Origin of the sequence: Francisella sp. Scap27, assembly GCF_013394105.1 — a bacterium.
Taxonomy (GTDB): domain Bacteria; phylum Pseudomonadota; class Gammaproteobacteria; order Francisellales; family Francisellaceae; genus Francisella; species Francisella adeliensis.
This window is the reverse complement of record NZ_CP041326.1, coordinates 1,325,797-1,350,069: the sequence shown is the minus strand read 5'-3', so window position 1 is coordinate 1,350,069 and position 24,273 is coordinate 1,325,797. Positions and strand designations below refer to the sequence as shown.

Below are 24,273 nucleotides of genomic sequence, written 5' to 3'. Positions count from 1 at the left end.
ATAATCTTAACTTTTTAAAAACTCTGCAAACTATACTTAGCTTCCATAAACTCGTAGATACCATCATCAGAGCCTTCTCTACCAAGACCTGACTCTTTAATCCCACCAAAAGGTGCTTTTTCTGATGAAATCACTCCTGTATTAATACCAATCATTCCATATTCTAATTGATTGCGAACTCTTCGAATTTGTGCCATATCTTCACTAAAGAAATAACTCGCTAAGCCATAGTTAGTATTATTTGCTCGCTCGATAACTTCTTCTTCATTTTTGAATTCAAATATAGCTATCAGAGGACCAAAAGTCTCATCACAACTAACAAGCATTTCATCTGTTATATTATCTAAAATTGTTGGTTTAAAGAATTTGCCGCCTAACTCTTCATCAACCTTACCACCATAAATAAGCTTTGCTCCCTTTGATATAGCATCATCAATATGCGTTTGTACTTTTTCAACAGCAGAATTATTTATTAACGGACCGACTTTTACACCCTCATTAAGACCATTACCTAGTTTAAGGTTAGCAACTTCAGCTTTAAGCTTAGCTACAAACTCTTTTTTGATACTTTTATGAACAAATACTCTATTTGGTGCGACACAAACTTGTCCTGCATTTCTAATTTTAGAGTTTATAAGTCCTGCTATAGCTTTATCTAAATTAGCTCGTTCAAATACTATAAACGGAGCGTTACCCCCTAATTCTAAAGATACCTTCTTAACACTCTCAGCAGCTTGTTGCATCAGTAGCTTTCCAACCCCAGTAGAACCAGTAAATGTGATTTTTCTTACTGCTTTACTCTCTAGCAACTCTTTGCCAATAATTTTAGAATCACCACAAACTATCTGAAATAAACCCTCATCTCCACCAGCTTCTATAAAAAGCTCCCTGCAAACAAAAGCTGATAACGGTGTAAGTTCTGATGGTTTAAGCACCACACTACAGCCTGCAGCAATAGCAGGTGCAACCTTTCGCGTTATCATTGCAAACGGAAAGTTCCAAGGTGTAATTGCAGCAACCACACCCACAGGTTGGTAGTCTACTCTACCCTCCATATTTTCAAGATTTGGATCAAAAATTCTACCATCTATACGATTAGCTTTTTCAGCATACCATCTTATGAAGTTTGCTCCATACTGAAGTTCACCTTTTGATTCTGCTAAAGGCTTACCACTTTCTATAGTTATAATTTCTGCAATATCATCAGAATTTTGCATTATAAGATCATACCAGTTCAATAAAAGATCTGCTTTTGATCGTGCAGACTGGTTTTTAAAAACCACTTGAGCCTGTTTTGATTTAGCTATAGCTTTTTGCACATATTTTGCTGATTTATTTTCTAAACTACATATTAGCCCATCAGTTGCAGGGTTTCTTAGTTCAAAGCTGTTTTCTGCAACACAAGAATATTTATTTAGAATTTTTTGTAAAACTTTATTATTTAGCATTTTATAATCTCCTTGATTAGATAAACTACGGCTTCATCACATTAATATTAAATTCTCCTCTTAAGTCTTTAAGAGGTATATCGAAGTATTCTTCATGAGAATGCCAATTCCATTTTTTTGTCATTTTATAAGACCTAAAAATAGCTGAAAGCATATCTGGAATATAAACAAGCATCATTAGGTAAACTCTAAACATGCTGCCGTAATGTTTCTTATAACTTTTCATAACAGTTCTATAATCAACTCCTGTTATCTTAAAAAATTTCATATATTCTTTAAATGTCATATCAGAACCAAAAAGTGTCCAAGTATCATTGATACTTTCTCCTCTTAACTGAAAAGGTATAGTTCCAAAAATCACATGGGTAACATCATGATTCCTGAACCATTGACTAACATCATCATGGCCATCGTTTTTATTCAAAAACTTATAGTTATCTGTATATTCTTGTAACCCTTCTCTTAAGGTTAGTTCACAGTTTTGGCTTAGATATTTCATAAAGAGTCCTTATTAACCTGAAATCTAAAAGGCTTACTATATAGCCTGAATAGCTGTAATCGCAATAGTATAAGTTATATCATCAACCGTAGCACCACGAGACAAATCATTTACAGGCTTATTTATACCTTGTAAAACAGGTCCAATACTTAGTACATTTGCACTTCTTTGTACTGCTTTATAAACTGTATTCCCAGTATTTAAGTCTGGGAATATAAGTACAGTAGCTTTACCTGCAACAGGGCTGTTTGGAGCTTTTTTAGCAGCTACACTCTCTATCATCGCAGCATCATACTGTAATGGTCCATCGACAAGTAGCTCAGGGGCTTTTTGCTTGAGAAGTTCTGTAGCTTTGCGCACCTTTTCTACTTGAGCACCAGAGCCTGATGAACCTGTACTATAGCTTATCATTGCAACGCGTGGCTCAATGTTAAATTTCTTAGCAGAATCTGCACTTTGCATAGCTATATCCACAAGCTGTTCAGCAGTTGGATCTTGGTTAACAGCACAATCAGCAAACACAATTACCTCATCAGGCATACACATAAAAAATACCGATGATACTAGTGATGCACCAGGTTTAGTTTTTACAAGTTGTAACGCTGGGCGTAACACATCTGCTGTAGTATGCTCAGCACCTGATACAAGGCCATCAACCTCACCAAGCTGTAGCATAAGTGTAGCTAGTACAATTGGGTTTTTAAGAGCATCTCTTGCTAGAGATTCAGAAAGTCCTTTGTGTTTTCTAAGCTCAACTAATGCATCTACATACTTTGTAAAAGCGTTATTATCAAAGTTAATAATTTCGATATCCTGTGGTAGAGTAAAGCCATTTAGCTCAGCAACATTATGGATTTTTTCCTTATCTCCAATCAGCACACATTTTGCTAGACCCTGTTCTTGACAGTTTTTAGCTGCCAGTAGAGTTCTAGGCTCATAGCTTTCTGGTAGGATTATCCTCTTTTGAGCTTGTTTTGCCATTTTTAATAAGTGATACCTAAACGCAGGTGGCGACATAATTTGATGCTTAGATAAGTTTTCACTAACAGCTTTGAATATCTTTTCTTTATCTAATGAGTTAATCACCACATCTTTTACTTCTTGAATACGCTCTTTGTCATCTAAAGGTATACCCATTGCATCAATATTAGCGATACGTAAAATAGTACTTACACTTCTACTTTTGGTATTAAGTATAGCTACACCCGATTCTTGAGCAGTATTTAAGCAAAGTTTTTTGATATCATCATCGAGATAATCTTTTACAGTTAAAATTACACCTGGTATTTTCATACCGTTTTGAGCAGCTAAACATACCGCTAGCAATATATCCGACCTATCGGCAGAAGTTATAACAAGAGAGTTTGGTGTAAGGTCTTTGATGAAGTTATCAACTCCACGCGAACACATCATAACTCGTTGTACCCTGGAGCTTAGATCAACATTTGTAAGCTCATCAAGCTTGAGGTTATTCTTAATATCTAGCACTCTTGGGTAGGTTTTTTCATTTTTCCACTCAACAGCACCTAGTAACTCAAAACCTTTATGCCTAAATACTTCTAAGTTCTTTATGTCACTAACAGCTATGTTTTTTTGATGATCTAAATCAATATCTTCATCAGTTAAACTAAAATTCAAATACCCATCTTCATTATAAGTAGCATTTATTTTAGTTATTATAGCTCCTAAGACATCAGCCTTTTTAGGTAAGCTTCTACGCGAATACTCTAAGTCTTCATTAAGCTCAACTAGAGATTTGTTACCATGATAACTTGCAATTATCACCTTAGCAGATAGTGCTTTGATAATTTCTATATTTAGCTCATCAACAACGCTATTTAATGAATAAAGTGGATGACTATTATTACCTTGACGGAAAAGCCCTGAAAATACGGCAAAATCCTTATCCAAACATTTTTCATAATACTTACTTAGAAGTATCTCAACAAAATCTTTTACACGATTGTTAAGCAAGTACTTCTCAATTTCTTCAATTGATAAATCCATATCATAAATAGGATGGAATGTAGTAACTTTCAAACCCTCTTGTTGTAATGCATATTCTATAGATTTTGTAAGCATTCTAAGACCAGTGTACTTAGATGTTGGTAAAATAAATATTGTATCTTTCATTTATAAGCCTCCTTAGATAAGGTTTAAGGTATCTTGTGCTATCATGAGCTCTTCATTTGTCGCTATTATCATGATTTTATGGCTATCTTGTGACTGTATTTGTGTGTCAGCATTTTTATTTTTAGCATTGTCTATTTTGAAACTAATATTTTTTAATTTGGAGACAATCTGCTCTCGAATATTAGCAGCATTCTCGCCAATCCCACCAGTAAAAACTAAAGCATCAAGCTTATCAAAATGTAACATATATTTAGACACAAACTCTGCTACTCGCTGACAAAACATTTCTATAGCATGCTTTGCTAGTTTATGGCCACCTTCTGCTAGTTCAGAAACCTGACGCATATCATTATGCCCACAAATACCTAGTAAACCACTTTGCTTATTTAGCATAGTCGTAGTTTGCTTAGCATCATAACCAAGATTATCTGCTAAATACCCAAACACACTTGGATCGATAGAACCACTTCGCGTACCCATCACGAGACCATCAAGAGGAGTAAGCCCCATGCTTGTATCCATACTCTTACCATCTACCACAGCTGTGATGCTACAACCGTTACCAAGGTGAGCTACTATAAAGTTACCTTTTTCTTTATCTAAAAGCTCCGCTGCTTTCATTGATACAAATTTATGAGATGTACCATGAGCTCCGTATTTTCTGATTTTTTGGCTTTCTGTTAGCTCTCTAGGTATTGCATACTCTGCTATATAGCTAGGTATAGTTTGGTGAAATGCTGTATCAAAAACAGCTACCTGTGGAAGTCCTACAAATATTTCCTCACAAAAATTGATACCCTCAACATGAGCAGGGTTATGTAGCGGTGCAAGAGGTATACAAGCTTTGATTTTTTCTAAATTTTCAGGTGTAATAATTGCAGAGTCAGAGAAATACTCACCACCAGCAACCACTCTATGACCTATAGCTATAACTTTATCAAAAAAGTCCTTTTCATCTAAATAGCTTTTAAGCTCCGAGAAAACATCTTTGTATTGACCATTTTTGATTTGAAGTTGCTTTTTATCTTCTGCTTTAAATGTAATCGAGCAATTTTCTTGAGAAATATTTTCAGCTAAGCCTGTAAATAAAGACTCTGCTGTCTTTGGATTTATAAGAGCAAATTTAACTGAAGAACTACCGCAATTGAGTACTAAAATATGTGACATAATTATGCTTTAAAAATTAGATGGTTTATTGACAACCATTATACTACTAGTTAGTGAGTAAGAACAATGATTGTGTATGCGTATAAAACTATAGTAGCTGAGTTTATATTTACCATCAATAAAATAACTGATAATATACTCACAACTTATAATAATTAAACCAAAATATCATGAAACACATACTACTGATTATCTTACTTTTTGTTAGTTTTAACGCTTTTTCTTGTTCTAGCAAAAACCAACTTACTATCACAATTAATACTATAGAGAAATCAAACTTCCCTCACAAAGAATATGTCAGCTTAGGCAAAAAACTCTTTAATGATGACCTTTTATCTAGTGAACTACATTCTTATAGTGCTCAAATAAACCACTCATCAGGAGCTATGGTTTTTGATGTTGCTTCAGATGATATGAAAAAGCAAATACTAACTAAAGTACAGAAAATTCTAGCTAAACAAGGTTTACGCGAGATACGAGTAACTTTAAGCGAATTACAGAAGACTCAAGCCTAAGCTCCTGGGAACTTATACTTATCGTTGATTGTTGCAGAATACTTTGTAATTAACTCATTAGTTAAACTATCTGTCACGGCAAATACACTCGCCACTGTAGCACTTGTAAATATATCTAAAAGTTCTTGTGCCTTTTTAGGATCTTTTTTATATAGGGCAACATATTCCTTTTCAAAAGTTTGCTGATTTTGCTGTATTTGCTTATTAAGCATCGCAAATCTTGCCTTTATGATAGGAGCATACTCAGGGAAGTTAAGCATCCCTAACATTTGTAGTTTTCTGAATTTCCAATAAGCAGAGAGATTATCAGCATGATTATCACCTATTTGGTATTCTAAAGGAATTTTCGCTCCTTGATAAAAAGGCACATAAATGCTCAAAGCACCCATTCCTAGACTTAGATATTCAATATTTGCAATTGGTAACGGCAAATCATCTTTCAAAGATAGTATATGTGATTGTTGAGTTCTATATACAGATATTGGTCTAGCTGTCACAGATGGATCTTGTAGCTCATAAGGATCGTGTTTTGTATTTTCAAAGTGGCTATTTAAAGCATGCTCCACATCACCTATAGAGATCTTATTTTGGGGTGTTAGAAATGTTGGGAAATCATTGCCAGCATAGTTTTTTGCCTTTTGTGACGGCGTAAATAGATTCTGTAGATATTTTACTCTTGGATAGTTATATCCAGCATCTGAAATATTATCTTGACCATAGATTTTTCTGAAATTAAACTCTCCATCTTTGTACAATCCATGCTTAGTTGCAAAAGAAACCAGATCAGAAGACATCATCACATTTTCTTTATCATTTAAATCAATCACGCCGATTCTACTTTGATTTGCAGAGACAAAGTATTTGTCAGCAGGAATTTTTACAGCCACCCAATTATGACCACCAGCATTTTCAAGATACCACGCCTCATTTTTATCGGCAAAAGCCACACCAAAACCTTCTGATGAACCATATTTTTCTATGATTTGCCCTAGAAGAGATACACCCTCTTTTGCAGAATGTATTTGTGGTAATAGTATAGTAACACTCGCCTCTTCTGATACGCCATTGCTGACATAAGGATCTACCTTTAGTACTTTCTCATTACTAAAAATGGTCTCGGTAGCAGAAACAGATATACCTTCATCATTAAAACCAGACTCTTCATAGCCATGATTATCTGTTTGCCAATCTGGTAATCCAGAAAATCCCATTAGGTTATTAGGAAGCTGATATTTGAAATTATTTTCAGGCTCTTCATGGTTTTGATAAAGATAACCATGCTTTAGTGGAGGGTGATACACAAATCTCACTGCACCACTGTCTGAAGGGCCATCCACATTACGAGAAACAATAAGTGAACCATCAGCAGAAGCATCTTTTCCGACAATAATGGTTGTGCATGAAAGTCCATAAGAAAAACCTACTACAGAGGCTATAGATATTAGTATTTTTTTAAGTTGCATATTAGATTTGCTGGTTAGAGATTTCTAATTTAGTATAGCTTTTATAGGTGTAGAAATAAAACAGATACTATCAAAAGATATGATTATGATTATGCTGAAACTGTACCAATTTCTTGTATAACTTTCTTTTCCTCTGTATTAAAAGTATTATTTTCTTTTAATGTTTCAAATACTGATCTTGCCAAAACTCTTCCTGCCTCTATATCACTTTGCCAATGAGCGCCACATATAACTCTACTATTACCATAATCCATACCTCGAGCTAAGATTTGCTCTCTAAACTTTTCTGGTAAAATATCTGCTAAAACATATGCTACAGTCATCCCTCTTGTAGAGTGTCCTGATGGGTATGAAATGCTCCTTTTAGAAGATGTATGATCATCACCCTGACAGCTAACAGTGTGATAATAGTAATATGGTCTGTCTCTTCCATATGCAACCTTTGCTTTTTCAGTGGAGTTATTACCATCAAGAACCACTTTAGTAATAATATCGGTAGTTGCATTTTTTATCTTGATTTTATTTTCTTCTGATATATCAAGGGGATCTATAAATATTTGTTGATAATACTCTGTTGTTTTATTTGCATCAGCAATAGTTTGATCCTTTCTCTCTTTTGATATTGGCTGACCATTAAAAAACATTTTATCCTGGAAAAGAGTCTTAGTTATTTCCTGATCTTGAGCGAAAGTAGGAGAATTATGTCCATGAGAATCAACTTCCATGCTCGGAGGCGGTGGAAGAATTTCTTTACTATTAGGTAGTTCCGCAGATGATAAAAAGCCATTATCTTCAGCAAATGCTGTTAGGCTGCATAGAGTTAATATTGCTATTATTAATTTTTTATTCATGTTATGTTTTTTGGTTATTCTCAAAACTTTTACTATAATACTATAAAAATTAATTAAATCAAAACATTAATATTAAAAATATATTGAGCTACTTAAAAGTGTGTTTTTTTGTAAACCCTTGTTTATAATTATTCTTTTGATTGAAAATTATCGGAGTCACTTTTTACTATGATGGAAGTTTTTAATACTACATTTGTACTGTTTTTCACTATTTTCTTTGGCCTAATAATGGGCTACAGTAAAATATTTCCTAAAGGTTCCGATAAAACTTTTATCCACCTGGTTTTCTATATTCTTTTACCATTACAGCTTTTTTTAAGTTGTTATCGTACAGACACCTCAACTCTTAGCTTTAACTATGGTCTTGCTTATGTTGGCAGTATGTTAGTTATGGCTACTTTCACTTTTTTTATAACTATAAAACTAATGAAAGGAACTAAAGTAGATGGTGTATTAAACTCTATGTCTGTTACTCAAGTCGATGGAGCTTATTTCGCGATACCTTTATTTATGCTGGTATTTTCATCAGCAGCATTTGCGATACCTTTAATGGCTATACAAAATATAGTATTTTTCACAGTTAGTGTTTTGATGATAGAGCTATTACAAAAAAATAGCTTATCTGGGACTGGCAGTGTTACATTTGTAATTAAGAGAATTATCAAAGTATCTTTTACAAACCCAATCATATTATCTTCTGTATTAGGTTTTATTTTTGGCGGTCTAAAAGTGCCAATAAATCATAATATAACTCATTCTTTTGAATTTCTTGGTAAAGCATCTGCACCTGTTGCATTATTCTCAATAGGTTTGTCATGTAGCTATGGTTTAAGACAGTTTAAAGTTGACTACCAAATGCTAGCGATATGTGTACTTACAGTTCTTAAACTCTTAGTGTTTCCTTTAGTAGCCTTGCTATTTGGTTTAGCTCTAGGTTTACATGGTAATCTACTATTGGCTTTGATTTTGCTGTGTAGTACCCCAACAGCTACCCATAACTATATAATAGCTAACCAGTATGATCTACCTGAACAAGTTAATATTCAAACATTTGTAGTTGTATTCACAACAATACTTAGCTTTTTAAGTGTAAATATGTGGATGTATTTTATAAAATAGTATTGTTTATCTTGAGATTCTGGTTTTACCTAGAAGGCTCTTTACATTATCCTTTTTTTAAATTAGCCTTAGACTATTAAGGTTTATAGCAATTAAACATGCAACATACCAAGCCAACATTATTACAGAAGTTTCTAGCCCCTTTTCGCGACTCAAAAATGTTTAGCATGCTTATTTTAGGGTATGCTTCTGGACTCCCTCTAATGCTAACAGCATCATCTTTGCTATTATGGTATAAAGATAGTGGCATAGACACTCAAAAAATTGCTTTCCTTACACTTATAGCACTTCCTTATACAGTAAAATATCTATGGGCTCCTTTCTTAGATAAAATAAGTATCCTTGGTCTTGGTAGGCGCAAAGGCTGGATCTTTTTAACTCAAATACTGTTGATTTCACTTATAGCTTCTATGAGTCTTTTCTCTCCCGCAAGCTCTCCTTTGATTATCGCATTTATTGGTTTTTTAATTTGCTTTGTTTCAGCTACTCAAGATATTGCTATCAATGCTTATCAAACAGAAGTTTTAACTGAACATGAACGAGCTTTAGGTAACGCTGTTGCTGTGATGGGTTATCGTATCGGTATGATTGTTACTGGCTCAATTGTACTAATTATTGCTGATAAACTTCATAACAATTGGAATCTCACATGGTTAATGATATTACCATTTTTTATAATTTGTCCACTATACACTTTATTGCTTAAAGAAAACCCACAAAGCGTTGCACCCAAATCTTTTAGAGAAGCCTTCACAATACCTTTTTTTGATTTTTTTACACGTAAAAATGTCTCTGCTGCAGTCATAATACTGATTATAATCATTGTCTATAAACTAGCTGATGCTATTGCCTTTTCATTAAATACCATCTTTTTTGTAGATATTGGCTTTGATAAAACTACCATAGCTGTTTCATATAAAGCTTTCTCACTAGCAGCAACTATTTCTGGACTTATTTTTGGTGGTTTGGTCGCTAAAAAAATTGGGGTTTATCGTAGTTTCTTATACTTTAGTATACTAATGGCTTGCGCAAACTTAACTTATGTCGCACTAGCTATAGTCGGTAAAAATTATTATCTAATGGTTTCATCTGTAGCAGTTGAATACTTTTTTGGCGCAATGGGTACAGCGATATTAGTGGCTATGATTATGAGCTTGGTAAATCTAAAATTCTCAGCAACACAATTTGCAATATTAAGCTCTATTGATTCACTTGGGCGTGTACTAGTTGGACCACTAGCGGGATATATACAGTCTCACTATAATTGGGAAGGGCTATTTATTTTTAGCTTTGCTGTAGGAATGATTGTCTCTTTAGCAATATATCTATTTAGAAAGCAGATTAAAGGCATGGCAAACTTAAGTTAAAAAAAAATCCATATTAAAAATGAGCTTATAAACCTCCACAAAGATCAGTAAAACTTCCTGTAACAAAAGAAGCCTTATCACTCAATAGCCATATAATTGCTTCAGCAACCTCTTCTGGCTTTCCTCCACGCTTCATTGGGAAATGTTTGGCAATTCGACCAACTCTATCAGGCTCCCCACCATCTGCATGAATATCTGTATATATTCCTCCAGGTCTAACACAATTTACACGAATATCTTCAATGGCAACCTCTTTAGCTAACCCTGTGGTAAATGTATCCATAGCACCTTTTGAAGTAGCATAATCAACATACTCAAAAGGCGAGCCACTCTTTGAAGCCCCTGAAGAAACATTTACTATAGCTCCTCCGACACCTCCTTTAGATTTAGACATCCTTGAAATAGCTTCTTTTGAACAATAAAATAAGCTCATTATATTAGTGTTGATAACTTTTTGGATACGATCATTATCCATTTCCAATAATGGCATTTTAGTCTTCAAGATACCAACATTATTGACTAGATGTGTTATTGTGCCTATTTCAGAATCAATTTTACGAAATAAAATCTCTACCTGCTTCTCATCAGATACATCAGCTTGAACTGCGATGCATTTGACGCCTAATGCTAAAATTTCATCTCTAACATTGTGAGCAGCATCACTATCGTTTAAATAGTTAACACAAACACTATAACCTTCAGATGCTGCTCTGATTGCTGTTGCAGCACCAATTCCTCTACTTGCCCCTGTTACTAATAAAACCTTATCTTTCATCTTCCAAAACCTCTTCTGCTTTAATTTCAATTTAAACAGTTTAAAGGGTTTGACTAACTCGTTCAATTTATTTTGTAATTAGGTAGCATAAAATCACTTAGCTATTATAGTTTTAAACCTTTCATCTAAGCTAGCTTCAACACTAATCATTTTATCTTGTTTTTCATCAAAAAACTCTAGACTACCCGCATGAAGCAAAAGCTTGTTAACACCTTTTCGATCTAAAAGATTATCCTTAATAGTATTTCCATATTTTTTGTCTGCAACTATAGGATGTCCCATTTCTTTACAGTGTACTCTTATCTGATGGGTTCTACCTGTTTCTAATTTTATTTTTAGCAGACTAAATTCATCTTTGATATGCTTTACATCAAGTATATGTGTAACAGCATTCTTACCCTCTTGTTTGTCAACTTTTACTACTCTTTGACCATCTTTAGTCTCAGTGCGTTTAAGTGGTAGATTTATAGTTTTAAGGCTTTTGTCCCACTTGCCATGAACAACAGCATAGTAAATCTTATCAACCTTTCGTTCTTTAAAAATATCAAAAAAATACACCAAAGAACTATGCTTTTTAGCTAATATCACACAACCTGATGTCTCTTTATCTAAACGATGAACAAGGTCTAATCTTCTTGCTTTTGGGCGAAGTTGTCTTAATCTTTCTACTAAACCAGAGTTAACTCCAGATCCACCATGAACTGCTAACCCTGATGGTTTATTAACTATAATATAATCATCATTTTCATAGAGTATTTTACTCTCAAGAAAATCAAGATGTGATTGAGATACTTTCACCTCTGCTTGCTCATCCTCAAGCATAAATGGCGGTACTCGCACTATATCTCCAGCACTGACCCTCGTTGTCTGTTTAACGCGCTTTTTATTTACACGCAAATCACCTTTGCGAATCCAACGATATATCAAAGCCTTAGGAAGCTTAGAAAACTTGCCTAGCAAAAAATTGTCAATTCGTTGACCGTTTATGTCATCTGAAACTTCTAGGTGTTGTACTCTAGCCATTTATACTTCCAAAGTTAGAGTTTTGCATATCATTAAGCCTACTAATAGTACGTTGAAATTCAAACTTTAATTTTTCACCATTGTAAATATTTTTAAAATCTTGGTTTGCTAAAATTATCACTTTTTTATTTTGATCATAACACTCATCAATAAAAGCAATAAATCTTCTTGCCATATCTTCATTATACTCATCAAAACCAACGAGATTATATAAAAATATTTGCTCAAACCTTTTACAGATTTCGATATAATCATAAGCACTTCTACCATCCCCACAAATAATAGAAAACTCAAAACAAACATCTGTGTGACTTAGTAATAAAGTTGGTATTTCTCTATCAAGGACATTTATACTCTTATCTTTATCAAAATCCTTATTATGCACAAAAAATCTATCAAAGAAATTTTTACGATTATGCTCATTATATGGGAATGTATAGTTTAGGTGCTCACTATCTACTAAAAACCTATAATCAACACCCGAGTCTAAATTTAACACACTAACGTTCTGCTTTAAAACTTCTATCGCTGGTAAAAAAAGCTCTCGCTGCAGTCCTCTTGAATATAGCTTTTGTGGCTCAATATTTGAAGTTGCTACTAAAACCACACCTAATGCAAACAACTCTTTAAAAACATTCCCTAAGATCATAGCATCAGCAATATCTTCAACAAAGAACTCATCAAAACAGATAATTCTAGTTTCTTTAGCAATCTGATTAGCTACTCTTGAAACTGGATTTTTCTTACCTTGAAAACTTCGTAACCTTGTGTGAATATCTTTCATGAAATGTGAGAAGTGTTGTCTTGTTTTATTCGTAACAGGAACTTGTTCATAAAACATATCCATGATAAAAGTTTTACCACGACCGACACCACCCCACATGTACAGCCCTTGAATCTCAGGGTAAAGTTTTTTACCAAAAAGATTAAATTTTAGAGGTTTTTTTTCAACCAATTGATTATTTATATTTTGAAGCCTTTCAATTGCTTCTAACTGAAGGGAATCTGGTTTTAAGCCTAACTCTTTGACTTTATCGTAGTAGACTTGCTTAAGAGTAGACTGTTGTGGCATATTTATTTAACTTCCTTATCTTTGATTAATACTAACAAGAAAAAAGCCACTACCATACTTAAAACCAGTATTAAAAAGGCATTATGGTAAGCAGATACGTGAAAATATCGATGCGACCCTTCAACAGCAGTTTGTACAATATTATTATGGATATCTATGTATTGACCTGTCCATGTCATGTCTAAAAAGTAACCAATCAACGGATCAAATATAGCCCCTAATAATGGCTCTCCTGTATTTATAAGTGCTGCAACAGTAGCTGCAACAATAATAGGGTTTATACGATTGCCTATTGCAAAAGCAAGCATATATACACCCAAACAAAAACCAAAGATAAACAACAACACTCCCGAAATAGCTGGAGTAAGTTTAACTTGTAAGACTATCGCTAATGAAATTGTCGCAATAATATGAAATACGACCATTATCCCCACTCTATTATCAAACTTCTCAGAAAGTTTTCCTATAACAGGAGACCCTATCGCTAATCCTAGAAACATCATAGATACAATATAAGAAGCTTCTTTTGGTGTTACGCTATATAGCTCTCTAAAGTAATTATTGCCCCAAATACCACCAAATACATCTATTGTTGTGAATGTTAAGCCTGTATATAGAGTCAAAAGCCAATTATTTTTATTAAATAGAACCTTTTTAATGCCTTCAAGGGTACTTGTTTTCTCTTTTAGATTATTAGAGAAGTCAGCATCTGGATTATAGTCTCTGACTAGTGCAAAGTATAACAGTGCTATCAATATACTAAAGCATGCATAGCTCACTAATGCTGTATGCCATGATCCTGTCAATTCTATCAGATAAACCAAAGGTACTTGACCTAACAAAGCTCCAGTCATAGCAGCTGTCATCAAGAAACTACATACAAAAGCAAACTTTCTTGGGTCAAACCATACCGCTGCGGCTTTAATATAGCCAACAGTTGCAAAAGATGCTCCTATACCGATCATAAGCCTTGAGACACAACCTAATGCAAAACTATTAATATCTGCTGCTAAAACAAACAATAAAAGACCTATCGCAGATAGTATTAGTGAGAAAAAACTAACCTTTCTAAATCCTAACTTATCAATAATAGGTCCAGCCACAAAAAATTGACAAATTACAACAGCCCATAAGAATAATGAAACCATTGCACTCATTTCTGTAGCGTTGATTGAAAAGCTACTCATCAAGTCATTTGCTATAAGACTTGGTGATACATTCATTATGTACTTATCTATTAGTAAAAACGAGCTTAGACCAACAACAATCCAAGCATATCCTTTTATATTATGTAATTTCATATATTTCTTTCTAAGAAGTTTAACAACTCATCAAAAGCCACAGATTGCTGAGGCTTATCTTCTTGTAAATATTTAATGTTTGCCATTTTATTCTCAATTTCTTGAGAGCCTATAACAACAGCTATTCTTGCACCTGATTTATCAGCTTTTTTAAATTGTGATTTCATACTTCCAGATTTTAAATCCATTTCAATATTTAAATCTTTTAGCTCACTACGAATGCTATTTATTAAAACCATACTCTGATGAATTGTGGCTTCATCTACTACAAAAAAGACATCTAACTTATCTTTTTGAACACTTAACTTACCAAGCTCTTCTAAAAGCAAAAGTAATCTCTCCATACCGATACCAAAACCTATAGCAGGAGTTTTTTGTCCACCAAGATTTTCTACTAAAGTATCGTATCTACCACCCGCACATATAGCGCTTTGAGCACCAAGCTTGTCTGTAGTCCATTCAAACACTAAACCACTATAATAATCCAAGCCTCTTACAAGGTTTTTATTTATACTATAGTCTACACCTAATGCTGATACAAACTCACAGGTTTTCTCAAACCTTTGTAATTCTTGGGTGTCTACATAATCAGTTAACTTAGGTGCTTGTCTAAGAATATCTTGAGTAGTAGAAACCTTACTATCCAATATTCTTAGTGGGTTTTTATCTAGTCGCTTCAATGAATCTTCATCAAGCTCATTATGAAAGGGTTCTAAATACTTTAAAAGTGCTTGTGTGTACTCTTTACGGCTAGCTATTGAACCTAAACAGTTCAACTCAAGCTTTATATCTTGAGAAAGACCGAGCTCACAGAACAAGTTCCATGCAATAGCTAAAATCTCTAAATCTATAGCCAAACCATCAAAACCATAAGCCTCAACACCAAGCTGATAGAACTGTCTATAGCGACCCTTCTGAGGTCGTTCATAACGAAACATTGGTCCTGAGTAATATAGCTTCTGTGTTTGCCCACGATTAGCCAAGCTTTTTTCAATAACCATTCTTACACATCCAGCGGTACCTTCTGGTCGCATAGTAAGACTATCACCGTTTCTATCTGCGAAATCATAAGTTTCTTTAGAAACTATATCTGAAGTTTCACCAACACTTCGATGAAAAAGCTCACTTTTCTCAAGTATAGGAAGCCTAACTTCTTGGTAATTATAACTATTTAGAACTTTGTTAATCTTAGATTCCAGAAACTGCCACTTAGGACTCTCATCTGGAAGAATATCATTGAAGCCACGAATAATTTGGATTTTATTCATAGAGAAACCTCTATCTTAATTTTTCGACTTTACTATCTTTATCACTACCTTTGTAGTTTTCTTCTAAAGACTCTTCGTCTTGTTTTATGAACTTAGCATCTGCATCTAAAGCATCTTGTATTTTTGACTCCATCTTAGCACCATACTCAAGCGAATCATCATAGATAAACTTCAACTCAGGTACAATTCTAAGCTTAAGAGAGCTAGCGATAGCATTTCTAAAAAGGCCTTTAGATTTTTGAAAAGCTTTCTTAGAATACTCAACATCCTCAGCAATCAAACAAGAATAATAAATCTTTGCATAAGATAAGTCTTTAGAAACTTCAACTTCTGTAATAGTACACATAGCAAGTTTTGTGTCATTTATTCTAGTACGTAAAACTACAGCTAAAACTTTTTTTAGTTCACTTTCTACTCGATGAACTCTACCTTGTGCTGCCATATCTTATAGCTCCTTCGCTACTTCAATAACTTCAAAGACTTCTATTTGGTCACCAGCACGAACATCGTTATAGTTTCTTACACCTATACCACATTCCATACCTTTTTTGACTTCATTTGCATCATCTTTGAATCGTTTAAGAGACTCTAAAGTACCCTCATAAATAACTACGCTATCTCTAAGTACACGGATAGGGTTAGTTCTCTTAACAGTACCTTCAATCACCATACAGCCAGCGATAGAACCAAACTTAGTAGATCTATAAACCTCACGCACTTGAGCTATACCAACAATCTGCTCTTTCATTTCAGGTGAAAGAAGACCAGTCATTGCCATTTTAACATCATCGATTAAATCATAAATGATATTATAGTAACGAAGTTCAACACCGTCAGTTTCCGCTAATTTTTTAGCAGCGCCATCAGCACGCACATTAAAGCCTACAACAACAGCCATAGATGCTACAGCTAAAGTAATATCAGATGATGTAATACCACCAATACCACTAGTGATAATATCAACTTTAACTTCTTCCGTAGAAAGTTTAAGTAAAGATTCTCTAATTGCTTCAACAGAGCCCTGCACATCACCTTTAAGGATAATCTTAAGTGTTTGTTGCTCACCCTCTTTACCCATACTATTAAACATATTAGATAGTTTAAGTGATTGCTCTTGAGCAATTTTAGCTTCTTTTTGTTTCTGTGATCTTTGAGATGCAAGCTCTTTAGCTTTTTTCTCATTTTCAATCACAACCATTTCATCACCAGCAGCTGGTACACCTGATAGACCAAGTATTTCAACCGGAGTAGCAGGGCCTGCTGATTTAATTTGTTTACCAAGATCATCATGCATAGCTCTAACTCTACCATACTCAGTACCACATAGAATGTTATCACCTTGCTTTAGGCTACCGTTTTGAACTAATACAGTTGCAACTGGTCCACGACCCTTTTCAAGGCGCGACTCAACAACGACACCTTCACCAGAACCATCAGCAAATGCTTCTAACTCAAGTACTTCTGATTGTAAAAGCACAGCATCTAATAGAGCTGGGATACCCTCTCCACTCTTAGCAGATACATTTGCAAACATTACATCGCCACCCCAAGACTCTGGAATCACATTTCTTTGAGCCAATTCGCTGATTACTTTTTCAGGATCAGCTTCTGGTTTATCTATCTTGTTTACAGCAACAACTATCGGAACACCTGCAGCTTTTGCATGGTTAATAGCTTCTTCTGTTTGAGGCATTACCCCATCATCCGCTGCTACTACTAGAATTACGATATCTGTAGATTTTGCACCCCTTGCACGCATTGAAGTAAATGCTTCATGGCCTGGAGTATCTAAGAATGTAATCGAACCTTTCTCAGTTTCAACTGAATAAGCACCAATATGCTGAGTAATACCACCAGCTTCACCCGCTACTACGCGAGCTTTACGAATATAATCAAGCAATGATGTTTTACCATGATCTACATGACCCATAATAGTTACAACAGGAGCTCGAGATATTTTCTTAAATGCACTTCTGTCTACTGTAGTTACAGCTTCTTCAAGAGCATTTGCATTATGTAGAGTATACTTATGTCCCATCTCTTCAATAATTAATACAGCAGTATCTTCATCTAAAGATTGATTGATTGTTGCCATTACACCCATATTAAAAAGTACTTTAACAATTTCAGCACCTTTTACCGCCATTCTTGAAGCCAAATCACTTACCGTGATACCTTCATAAATCTCTACAGTTCTAACGGTATCTTCAACAGGCTTTGTAAACTCTTGTCTTTTAACTTTAGGGGTTCTTAACTTACCTTTTTTAGAGCCAAATTCATCAAATGAATCACCACCAGCAAGCTGAGACAGCTGTCTTGGGTTGGCTTTCTTAAATCCTTTACCCGCAGCCTTTTTAGCTTTGCCACGCTTATCTTCTTCTTCTTTTTTATACTTAGTATTTGTCGTGTTAGCGTTTGAAAACACTTTTTTAACTGCTTTTTTCTTAGCTGGCTCTCTAGTGTTGCTCTCTTCTTGCTCAACCTTTTTAACTGTTGGCATAGAAGTTATCTTAAAACCACTATCTTTAGGCTTTGCCGCAACAGTCTTTTCTTTAATTTCAGCTGCAATGTCTTTAGCAGTATCTTTAGCCGGTTCAACTACATTTGTCTCTATAGTATCAACAACTTTCTCTAAAACTGGAGCTACTTTTTCCTTTAAATTGCTAACAACTTCTTTAGCTTCTGAAACTAAATCCTTAGCTTCTTCTTTAGGAGTATCCTCAACTTTCTTGGCTACACGTCTTTTTCTTTTTACAGATACATTTATTTTGTGATCGCCACCAGTTCTAACAGTAGATGTCATTTTTTTTCTAGCCGGTGCTGCTTTTGCACTATTTATTTTTGCTAATAAAGTCTTCATCTCATCTGCAGTTAGAGTGTCATCTTTACTTGACTTGTCTATACCAAAAGATTTAAGTTGCTTTAATAGAGTTTCTTCATCTTTATTTGTTTGCTGAGCTAATTGCCCTACCGTAATATTTGCCATGTGTTATTCTCCTGTCTTTTAACTTTTATTCAAACCAAGGAGCTCTTGCTTGCATAATTAAATCTGTAGCTTGCTCTTCATCCATAGGCACTATATCAAGTAGTTCATCAACAGATAACTCAGCCAAATCTTCCATAGTAGCTACATTTGATTGTGCTAATTGCTTAGCCAACTCTTCACTCATCCCTTGCATGTTTAAAAGATCTTCAGCCGGCTCTTTACCACCTAAAGCTTTTGAAACTAATGCAGCTTTTGCTCTTTCTTGTAACTCATCTACAACATCCTCATCAAAACCTTCAATCTCTAAAAGCTCATCCTTATCAAGATAAGCAAGATCTTCAAGTGTTTCAATACCTTCTTCTATAAGAACCAATGCAAAGTCATGGTCAATATCTAAGACTTCAACAAATGTTTCAACTATACCAACCTGCTTTTCTTCTTGCTCAGAATCAGATAATACATTTATCTTCCAACCAATTAGCGCACTTGCTAGCCTTACATTCACACCATTTTTACCGATTGCTTTAGATAAACTTTCTTGTCTAACAACGATATCCATAGAACTAGACTCTTCATCTACATTTACTTCTAAGATATCTTCAGCACCTACGGGTGAAAGTGAGTTTATAGCGTATTGAACAGTTTCTGCATCCCAAAGAATAACATCAACCTTTTCACCATTAAGCTCATTCATTACAGAATGTATTCTTGAACCTCTAACGCCTACACAGGCACCACAAGGATCAATTCTTTGATCGTTACTTTTTACTGTAACCTTAGATCTAAATCCTGGCTCACGCACAACATTTACAACTTCAATAGTTTCTTCTTCAACCTCTGGAACTTCTAGTTTAAACAACGCTTTTAACATCGTATCGCTAGATCTACTCAAAATAATAGTATTTGGCGTACCATCTTCATCTCTTTCAACATCTTGAACTACTGCTCTAATTTTATCTCCAACACGGAATCTTTCACGAGCAATAAGATCTTTTTTAGCTAAGATACCTTCAAAATTATTTCCAAGATCAATAATTAAAAGCTCATAAGTAGCTCTTTTAACTTCGCCGTAAGCGATATCACCGATTTTTTCTAAATAAACTTTTGCCGCTCTCTCTCTTTCAAAATTTTTGATTTTTTTCATCAAAATTTGCTTAGCCATAGTAGCAGCTATACGACCAAAAACTTTAGTTTCAACTGGCTCTCTAATTACATCACCGGCTTTTACATCATAGCCTTTTTCACGAGCAACATCTTCATATAGCTCTCTAGAGTAATCTATCAAATCTTCATCTTCTGAAACTATATGCCAAACTCTATCAGCTAAATAATCACCTGTTACACGGTCAATTTTAACTTCAATGTTCATTTGCTCATCTAACTCTTTCTTAGTTACAATCGCAAGAGCCTCTTCCATTGCCTCAAATAAAAGATCTTTAGAAATATCTTTTTCATTCGCTACAGTTTCTAGTACTGTTAATAATTCTTTACTCATTTATCTATACCTCTTAACTAAACTCTGGTGACACTCTTAGCTTTTTAAGCTCATCAAAATCAAAACTTACTTCTTTTTGGCTGTCTTCTAATACCAACACAACATTGTTACCTTCAACACGAGTAAGCCTACCTTTAAATTTTGTTTGTGACTCAACTGGAGCTATTGTAACTGCTTTAACATTAAACCCTAATAAAGCTTCTGCTTGGATAATGTTAAAGATCTGGCGATTCATGCCTGGTGAAGACACTTCAAGAGTATATTTGCTAGCAACTGGGTCTTCTACATCAAATATTGCACTAACCTCTCTACTCACAGTTTGACAGTCATTTACAGCCACACCATTTTCATGATCAATAAAAATACGGATAGTCATCTTACCACTACCAACTATCTCTATGCCCCATAATATATAGCCTAAATCAGCTGTGATGGGTTCTACTAACTCATATAATTTGTCTAGTACCATTTTCACCCCTTAGAGTTTGCATTTAACTTTTGCTATGTTTTAGATAGCAAAAAGGCCCATAAAGGGCCTTTTAAAAAATTCCTGGTAGCGGGGGCAGGATTTGAACCTACGACCTTCGGGTTATGAGCCCGACGAGCTACCAAGCTGCTCCACCCCGCGTTTATGAAGTATATAATAACAACATTTTCATTGATTGCAAGCTTATTTATCACTAACAGCAACTATAACTGAAGTTATTAGCTAAATTCTCTAATCGCATCAATCATAGCTTTTACATTATCTGGGCTAATGTCCGGATAAATTCCATGCCCTAGATTTACTATATAATTATTTAGCTTATCCGCTTGGATAAACTGCATATTTTCTTTTACTTTCGCTCTAATGCTGTCATGACTACCATATAAGAATGCAGGGTCAAAATTGCCTTGTATGACTTTACCGTTGCCTAGTCGTTCACGAGCTTGCTCTAGTGTTACACTCCAGTCAACACCTACACCATCGCAACTTGCATCTGCATATTCGCCATAGAAGTTTGCCCCACCTTTAGTGAAAAACATCACAGGCATACTAGGTAACACCTCTTTTACACCTTTTGCAATATAGTTCATATACTGTAATGAGAACTGTAAATATTTATCTTGTGGTAGTATTCCACCCCAAGTATCAAATATCATTAGTGTATCAGCACCTGCTTTAACTTGCTCTAGTAAGTATACAACCGTAATATCTGCTAGCTTTTGTAGTAACTTGTGCATAAGAGTTGGATTTGCATACATCATTTTTCTAAGCTTGTTAAACTGCTTAGAGCCAGCTCCTTCAACCATATATGCAGCTAAAGTCCATGGACTACCTGTAAAGCCTATTAGCGGTACATCTATAGCAGACTTAGTAGTTCTCACAGCATTGTAGACATAATCAAGCTTGCTAGCGCTATCTTCTACAGATAGTAGTTTCTCAAAATCCGCATCTGTTTCGATTGGATCAGAAAATACCGGTCCAACTCCTTTGATGAATTTTAAATCCAATCCCATTGCTTCAGGAATTGTTAGTATATCTGAAAATACAATCGCAGCATCAAGGTCATATCGTGCTAGTGGCTGTAATGCAACTTCACAACAAGCATCCGCATTACGGCACATATCCATAAAATCAGGGAATCTTGACCTAGTAGCTCTATACTCAGGTAAATATCTACCTGCTTGACGCATTATCCATATTGGTGGTTTTTCTAGTTTCTTTTCATTAAATGCTTCTAAAAATAATTCTCTCATAATAATTTCATACCTATGTTAAATTTCTTCGCACATTAGCGGTTAGTAGTTACAAAAACAAATGATCCGAAAATAAAACTGTTTAACAAAGTGAGTTTTTTATTTTCCATTTGCTTTAAACTACGATAGCGTAGTGCTAGGCAGTTTTGCATACTTTTTCTGCCATGAAAAAAGTATGTCGCTATAACTTACGAAGTAAGTAGCGAAACTAATTAATTGCTTACTTGATAAACTTATCCATCTTTCTATAGCTTATAGCCTCTTGGATTGCGCGCTTATCTACTACATTCACATCATTTAAATCTGCTATTGTTCTAGCTACTTTGAGTATTTTATAATATCCGCGCGCTGAAAGCCCCATTTTTTCGATTGCCATATTGAGCATATTTTTACTTTCACTATCTAGCTCGCAGACTTTATCCAACTCTTTACTACTCAACTGTGAGTTAATTTTGCCTTGTCGCTTTATCTGAATAGCTCTAGCTTTTTCAACTCTTTCACGCACTGTAGCACTTTTTTCACCTTTTAACTCTTGGTTTGTGAGGTCATCTTTTGGCAGCTCAAGTACCTCCACATGTAAGTCTATTCTATCTAGCAATGGTCCCGAAAGCTTAGCCTGATACCTACGAATAGCTTGTAAAGAATCACTACAGTCTTTATATTGCGAACCTAAATAACCACATGGGCAAGGATTCATTGCAGCAATTAACTGAAAATTTGCAGGGTATTCAACCTGACACTTAGCCCTAGAAATATTTATCCTACCAGTCTCAAGTGGTTCACGCAAAACCTCTAGTACTTTTCTATCAAACTCTGGCAATTCGTCTAAAAAAAGTACGCCATTGTGAGCAAGAGAGATTTCCCCTGGCATTGGGTTACTACCACCACCAACTAATGACACTCCTGATGAAGTATGATGAGGGTGTCTAAATGGTCGCTTATAGAAACTCTCTGCAATATCCGTTTCACCTTTAATAGAGGCTACCATTGCTGATGAAAGTGCTTCTTTCTTATCTAGTGATGGCAATATAGAATTTAAGCGGCTTGCAAGCATTGTTTTACCCGTTCCAGGTGGTCCAACCAGCAATATATTATGCCCACCAGATGCTGCTATTTCTAAAGCTCGTTTTGCTTGATACTGTCCTTTTACATCTTCTAAGTCTTGATACAAACTCTCAAAATCAACTTTTTTACTTGGTTGTATCTGCTCTTTTGTCGCTTCACCTGATAGATAATCAGCAACCTCTTTTAGATTACTAAAACCATAAGCCTCTACATCTTCAACCAATGCTATCTCTTTTTCATTAGATGTTGGCACTATAAGTTTTTTCTTAGAGCTTACAGACTTTATTGCCATTGGGATTGAGCTAGCTATTTTTCTTAACTCTCCACTTAGTGAAAGTTCACCTGCAAACTCATATTCTTCTGTATCTTTAGCTAGATTAATCTGACCTGAAGCATAAAGTATTCCTAGAGCTATTGGTAAATCAAATCTACCACTACTTTTAGGTAGGTCTGCTGGAGCTAGATTTATTGTGATGCGTTTATTTGGAAAGTTAAAACCTGAATTTATAATAGCACTTCTAACACGATCTTTACTTTCCTTTACAGCTGCCTCCGGTAAACCAACTATAGAAAGGCTTGGCAATCCATTTGAAAGATGAACCTCTATAGAGACTAAAGGGGCTTCTATCCCAAGTTGAGCTCGGCTAGAGAGTACTGCCAAAGACACCTTACTTTTTCTCCGCAATCAATAAATCTAATTTTGCTTCAACTTGCTCAAGCTTTGTGCGTGTTTTTAGCAAAATCTTTTTTTGAATTTCAAATTCTTCACGCGATACAACATCAAGCTTTTTAAGCCCTTTATTTACTATACTTTCTTTTGAATTTTTCAACAAATCATTAATCGGATCTAAAATTTCTTTCATAACTTCTACTGTTTGTAATTATATAGTTACAAAGTATAAATTCTTATAGAAGATTTGGCAAATTATTAAAACACCTATGGCTTTACTATAGCTATATAATTTTTAAAAGATCACTTTCCTTTA

At 34.7% G+C, this 24,273-nt stretch carries 21 protein-coding genes and 1 tRNA gene; 3 read left to right on the top strand and 19 right to left on the bottom strand.

The annotated features are described in order from the left end of the window. Positions 1 to 14 precede the first annotated feature (14 nt). Genes FLM55_RS06525 through FLM55_RS06510 form a run of 4 tightly spaced genes read right to left on the bottom strand, consistent with a single transcriptional unit; the run spans position 15 to position 5,247 of the window. Positions 15 to 1,448 carry an NAD-dependent succinate-semialdehyde dehydrogenase gene (locus FLM55_RS06525; RefSeq protein ID WP_178948551.1) on the bottom strand — a complete coding sequence of 478 codons (1,434 nt, stop codon included), beginning with the start codon at positions 1,446 to 1,448 and terminating at the stop codon, positions 15 to 17. 25 nt (positions 1,449 to 1,473) lie between these two features. Next, entirely contained in the window at positions 1,474 to 1,947 is a 474-nt protein-coding gene (locus FLM55_RS06520) for a hypothetical protein (protein WP_178948550.1), read from the bottom strand. Positions 1,948 to 1,983: 36 nt separating this feature from the next. Beyond that, a complete protein-coding gene (pta, locus tag FLM55_RS06515) occupies positions 1,984 to 4,080 on the bottom strand; it encodes a phosphate acetyltransferase (RefSeq protein ID WP_178948549.1) in 2,097 nt (698 codons plus the stop codon). Positions 4,081 to 4,092: 12 nt separating this feature from the next. Next, the gene (locus FLM55_RS06510; RefSeq protein ID WP_178948548.1) at positions 4,093 to 5,247 is read right to left on the bottom strand and encodes an acetate/propionate family kinase; all 1,155 of its coding nucleotides are present in this window, start codon (positions 5,245 to 5,247) and stop codon (positions 4,093 to 4,095) included. 170 nt (positions 5,248 to 5,417) lie between these two features. Between FLM55_RS06510 and FLM55_RS06505 the strand changes: the two genes are divergently transcribed. Continuing rightward, entirely contained in the window at positions 5,418 to 5,762 is a 345-nt protein-coding gene (locus tag FLM55_RS06505; protein WP_178948547.1) for a hypothetical protein, read from the top strand. Here the strand turns inward: FLM55_RS06505 and FLM55_RS06500 are convergent. Together FLM55_RS06500 and FLM55_RS06495 are read right to left on the bottom strand one after the other, a co-directional pair. After that, entirely contained in the window at positions 5,759 to 7,225 is a 1,467-nt protein-coding gene (locus FLM55_RS06500) for a C69 family dipeptidase (protein ID WP_178948546.1), read from the bottom strand. The genes FLM55_RS06505 and FLM55_RS06500 overlap by 4 nt on opposite strands. 89 nt (positions 7,226 to 7,314) lie before the next feature. Further along, on the bottom strand, positions 7,315 to 8,076 hold the full coding sequence (locus tag FLM55_RS06495; RefSeq protein ID WP_178948545.1) for a phosphatase PAP2 family protein: 762 nt from the start codon (positions 8,074 to 8,076) through the stop codon (positions 7,315 to 7,317). A 168-nt stretch (positions 8,077 to 8,244) separates the two neighbouring features. On the opposite strand from FLM55_RS06495, the gene FLM55_RS06490 reads away from it, so the two are divergent. Both FLM55_RS06490 and FLM55_RS06485 read left to right on the top strand, forming a co-directional pair. Beyond that, positions 8,245 to 9,195 (top strand): AEC family transporter, encoded by a 951-nt coding sequence (locus tag FLM55_RS06490; protein WP_178948544.1) that lies wholly within the window; start codon positions 8,245 to 8,247, stop codon positions 9,193 to 9,195. Between the two features lie 98 nt (positions 9,196 to 9,293). Then, on the top strand, positions 9,294 to 10,562 hold the full coding sequence (locus FLM55_RS06485; RefSeq protein ID WP_256868858.1) for an MFS transporter: 1,269 nt from the start codon (positions 9,294 to 9,296) through the stop codon (positions 10,560 to 10,562). Between the two features lie 25 nt (positions 10,563 to 10,587). On the opposite strand, the gene FLM55_RS06480 is transcribed toward FLM55_RS06485, so the two are convergent. The 13 genes from FLM55_RS06480 to FLM55_RS06420 form a co-directional block, all read right to left on the bottom strand. Then, positions 10,588 to 11,337, bottom strand: a complete 750-nt coding sequence (locus FLM55_RS06480) for an SDR family oxidoreductase (RefSeq protein WP_178948543.1) — start codon at positions 11,335 to 11,337, stop codon at positions 10,588 to 10,590. Between the two features lie 93 nt (positions 11,338 to 11,430). After that, on the bottom strand, positions 11,431 to 12,360 hold the full coding sequence (locus FLM55_RS06475; RefSeq protein WP_178948542.1) for an RluA family pseudouridine synthase: 930 nt from the start codon (positions 12,358 to 12,360) through the stop codon (positions 11,431 to 11,433). Next, a complete protein-coding gene (gene zapE / locus FLM55_RS06470; RefSeq protein ID WP_178948541.1) occupies positions 12,353 to 13,432 on the bottom strand; it encodes a cell division protein ZapE in 1,080 nt (359 codons plus the stop codon). The genes FLM55_RS06475 and zapE overlap by 8 nt, the downstream gene beginning before the upstream one ends. A 2-nt stretch (positions 13,433 to 13,434) precedes the next feature. Then, positions 13,435 to 14,733, bottom strand: a complete 1,299-nt coding sequence (locus FLM55_RS06465; RefSeq protein WP_178948540.1) for an MFS transporter — start codon at positions 14,731 to 14,733, stop codon at positions 13,435 to 13,437. Further along, a complete protein-coding gene (gene hisS / locus FLM55_RS06460) occupies positions 14,730 to 16,001 on the bottom strand; it encodes a histidine--tRNA ligase (RefSeq protein WP_178948539.1) in 1,272 nt (423 codons plus the stop codon). The genes FLM55_RS06465 and hisS overlap by 4 nt, the downstream gene beginning before the upstream one ends. 10 nt (positions 16,002 to 16,011) lie before the next feature. Continuing rightward, positions 16,012 to 16,443 carry a 30S ribosome-binding factor RbfA gene (gene rbfA, locus FLM55_RS06455; protein WP_112870727.1) on the bottom strand — a complete coding sequence of 144 codons (432 nt, stop codon included), beginning with the start codon at positions 16,441 to 16,443 and terminating at the stop codon, positions 16,012 to 16,014. Between the two features lie 3 nt (positions 16,444 to 16,446). Beyond that, complete coding sequence (gene infB / locus FLM55_RS06450) at positions 16,447 to 18,987, bottom strand: translation initiation factor IF-2 (protein WP_178948538.1); 2,541 nt, start codon at positions 18,985 to 18,987, stop codon at positions 16,447 to 16,449. Between the two features lie 25 nt (positions 18,988 to 19,012). Continuing rightward, entirely contained in the window at positions 19,013 to 20,482 is a 1,470-nt protein-coding gene (gene nusA / locus FLM55_RS06445; protein WP_112870729.1) for a transcription termination factor NusA, read from the bottom strand. 13 nt (positions 20,483 to 20,495) lie between these two features. Then, entirely contained in the window at positions 20,496 to 20,951 is a 456-nt protein-coding gene (gene rimP, locus FLM55_RS06440; protein WP_162699233.1) for a ribosome maturation factor RimP, read from the bottom strand. Positions 20,952 to 21,033: 82 nt separating this feature from the next. Further along, a tRNA-Met gene (locus FLM55_RS06435) sits at positions 21,034 to 21,110 on the bottom strand. 77 nt (positions 21,111 to 21,187) lie between these two features. Next, entirely contained in the window at positions 21,188 to 22,222 is a 1,035-nt protein-coding gene (hemE, locus tag FLM55_RS06430) for a uroporphyrinogen decarboxylase (protein WP_178948537.1), read from the bottom strand. Positions 22,223 to 22,442: 220 nt separating this feature from the next. Further along, on the bottom strand, positions 22,443 to 23,954 hold the full coding sequence (locus tag FLM55_RS06425) for a YifB family Mg chelatase-like AAA ATPase (RefSeq protein WP_178948536.1): 1,512 nt from the start codon (positions 23,952 to 23,954) through the stop codon (positions 22,443 to 22,445). A gap of 1 nt (position 23,955) precedes the next feature. Continuing rightward, on the bottom strand, positions 23,956 to 24,150 hold the full coding sequence (locus FLM55_RS06420; RefSeq protein ID WP_178948535.1) for an accessory factor UbiK family protein: 195 nt from the start codon (positions 24,148 to 24,150) through the stop codon (positions 23,956 to 23,958). Positions 24,151 to 24,273 lie beyond the last annotated feature (123 nt).

What these genes read in the sequence shown, in the direction of transcription:
- FLM55_RS06525 (WP_178948551.1), bottom strand. Translation starts at nt 1,448, where the DNA reads ATGCTAAATAATAAAGTTTTACAAAAAATTCTAAATAAATATTCTTGT.
- FLM55_RS06520 (WP_178948550.1), bottom strand. Translation starts at nt 1,947, where the DNA reads ATGAAATATCTAAGCCAAAACTGTGAACTAACCTTAAGAGAAGGGTTA.
- pta (WP_178948549.1), bottom strand. Translation starts at nt 4,080, where the DNA reads ATGAAAGATACAATATTTATTTTACCAACATCTAAGTACACTGGTCTT.
- FLM55_RS06510 (WP_178948548.1), bottom strand. Translation starts at nt 5,247, where the DNA reads ATGTCACATATTTTAGTACTCAATTGCGGTAGTTCTTCAGTTAAATTT.
- FLM55_RS06505 (WP_178948547.1), top strand. Translation starts at nt 5,418, where the DNA reads ATGAAACACATACTACTGATTATCTTACTTTTTGTTAGTTTTAACGCT.
- FLM55_RS06500 (WP_178948546.1), bottom strand. Translation starts at nt 7,225, where the DNA reads ATGCAACTTAAAAAAATACTAATATCTATAGCCTCTGTAGTAGGTTTT.
- FLM55_RS06495 (WP_178948545.1), bottom strand. Translation starts at nt 8,076, where the DNA reads ATGAATAAAAAATTAATAATAGCAATATTAACTCTATGCAGCCTAACA.
- FLM55_RS06490 (WP_178948544.1), top strand. Translation starts at nt 8,245, where the DNA reads ATGATGGAAGTTTTTAATACTACATTTGTACTGTTTTTCACTATTTTC.
- FLM55_RS06485 (WP_256868858.1), top strand. Translation starts at nt 9,294, where the DNA reads ATGCAACATACCAAGCCAACATTATTACAGAAGTTTCTAGCCCCTTTT.
- FLM55_RS06480 (WP_178948543.1), bottom strand. Translation starts at nt 11,337, where the DNA reads ATGAAAGATAAGGTTTTATTAGTAACAGGGGCAAGTAGAGGAATTGGT.
- FLM55_RS06475 (WP_178948542.1), bottom strand. Translation starts at nt 12,360, where the DNA reads ATGGCTAGAGTACAACACCTAGAAGTTTCAGATGACATAAACGGTCAA.
- zapE (WP_178948541.1), bottom strand. Translation starts at nt 13,432, where the DNA reads ATGCCACAACAGTCTACTCTTAAGCAAGTCTACTACGATAAAGTCAAA.
- FLM55_RS06465 (WP_178948540.1), bottom strand. Translation starts at nt 14,733, where the DNA reads ATGAAATTACATAATATAAAAGGATATGCTTGGATTGTTGTTGGTCTA.
- hisS (WP_178948539.1), bottom strand. Translation starts at nt 16,001, where the DNA reads ATGAATAAAATCCAAATTATTCGTGGCTTCAATGATATTCTTCCAGAT.
- rbfA (WP_112870727.1), bottom strand. Translation starts at nt 16,443, where the DNA reads ATGGCAGCACAAGGTAGAGTTCATCGAGTAGAAAGTGAACTAAAAAAA.
- infB (WP_178948538.1), bottom strand. Translation starts at nt 18,987, where the DNA reads ATGGCAAATATTACGGTAGGGCAATTAGCTCAGCAAACAAATAAAGAT.
- nusA (WP_112870729.1), bottom strand. Translation starts at nt 20,482, where the DNA reads ATGAGTAAAGAATTATTAACAGTACTAGAAACTGTAGCGAATGAAAAA.
- rimP (WP_162699233.1), bottom strand. Translation starts at nt 20,951, where the DNA reads ATGGTACTAGACAAATTATATGAGTTAGTAGAACCCATCACAGCTGAT.
- hemE (WP_178948537.1), bottom strand. Translation starts at nt 22,222, where the DNA reads ATGAGAGAATTATTTTTAGAAGCATTTAATGAAAAGAAACTAGAAAAA.
- FLM55_RS06420 (WP_178948535.1), bottom strand. Translation starts at nt 24,150, where the DNA reads ATGAAAGAAATTTTAGATCCGATTAATGATTTGTTGAAAAATTCAAAA.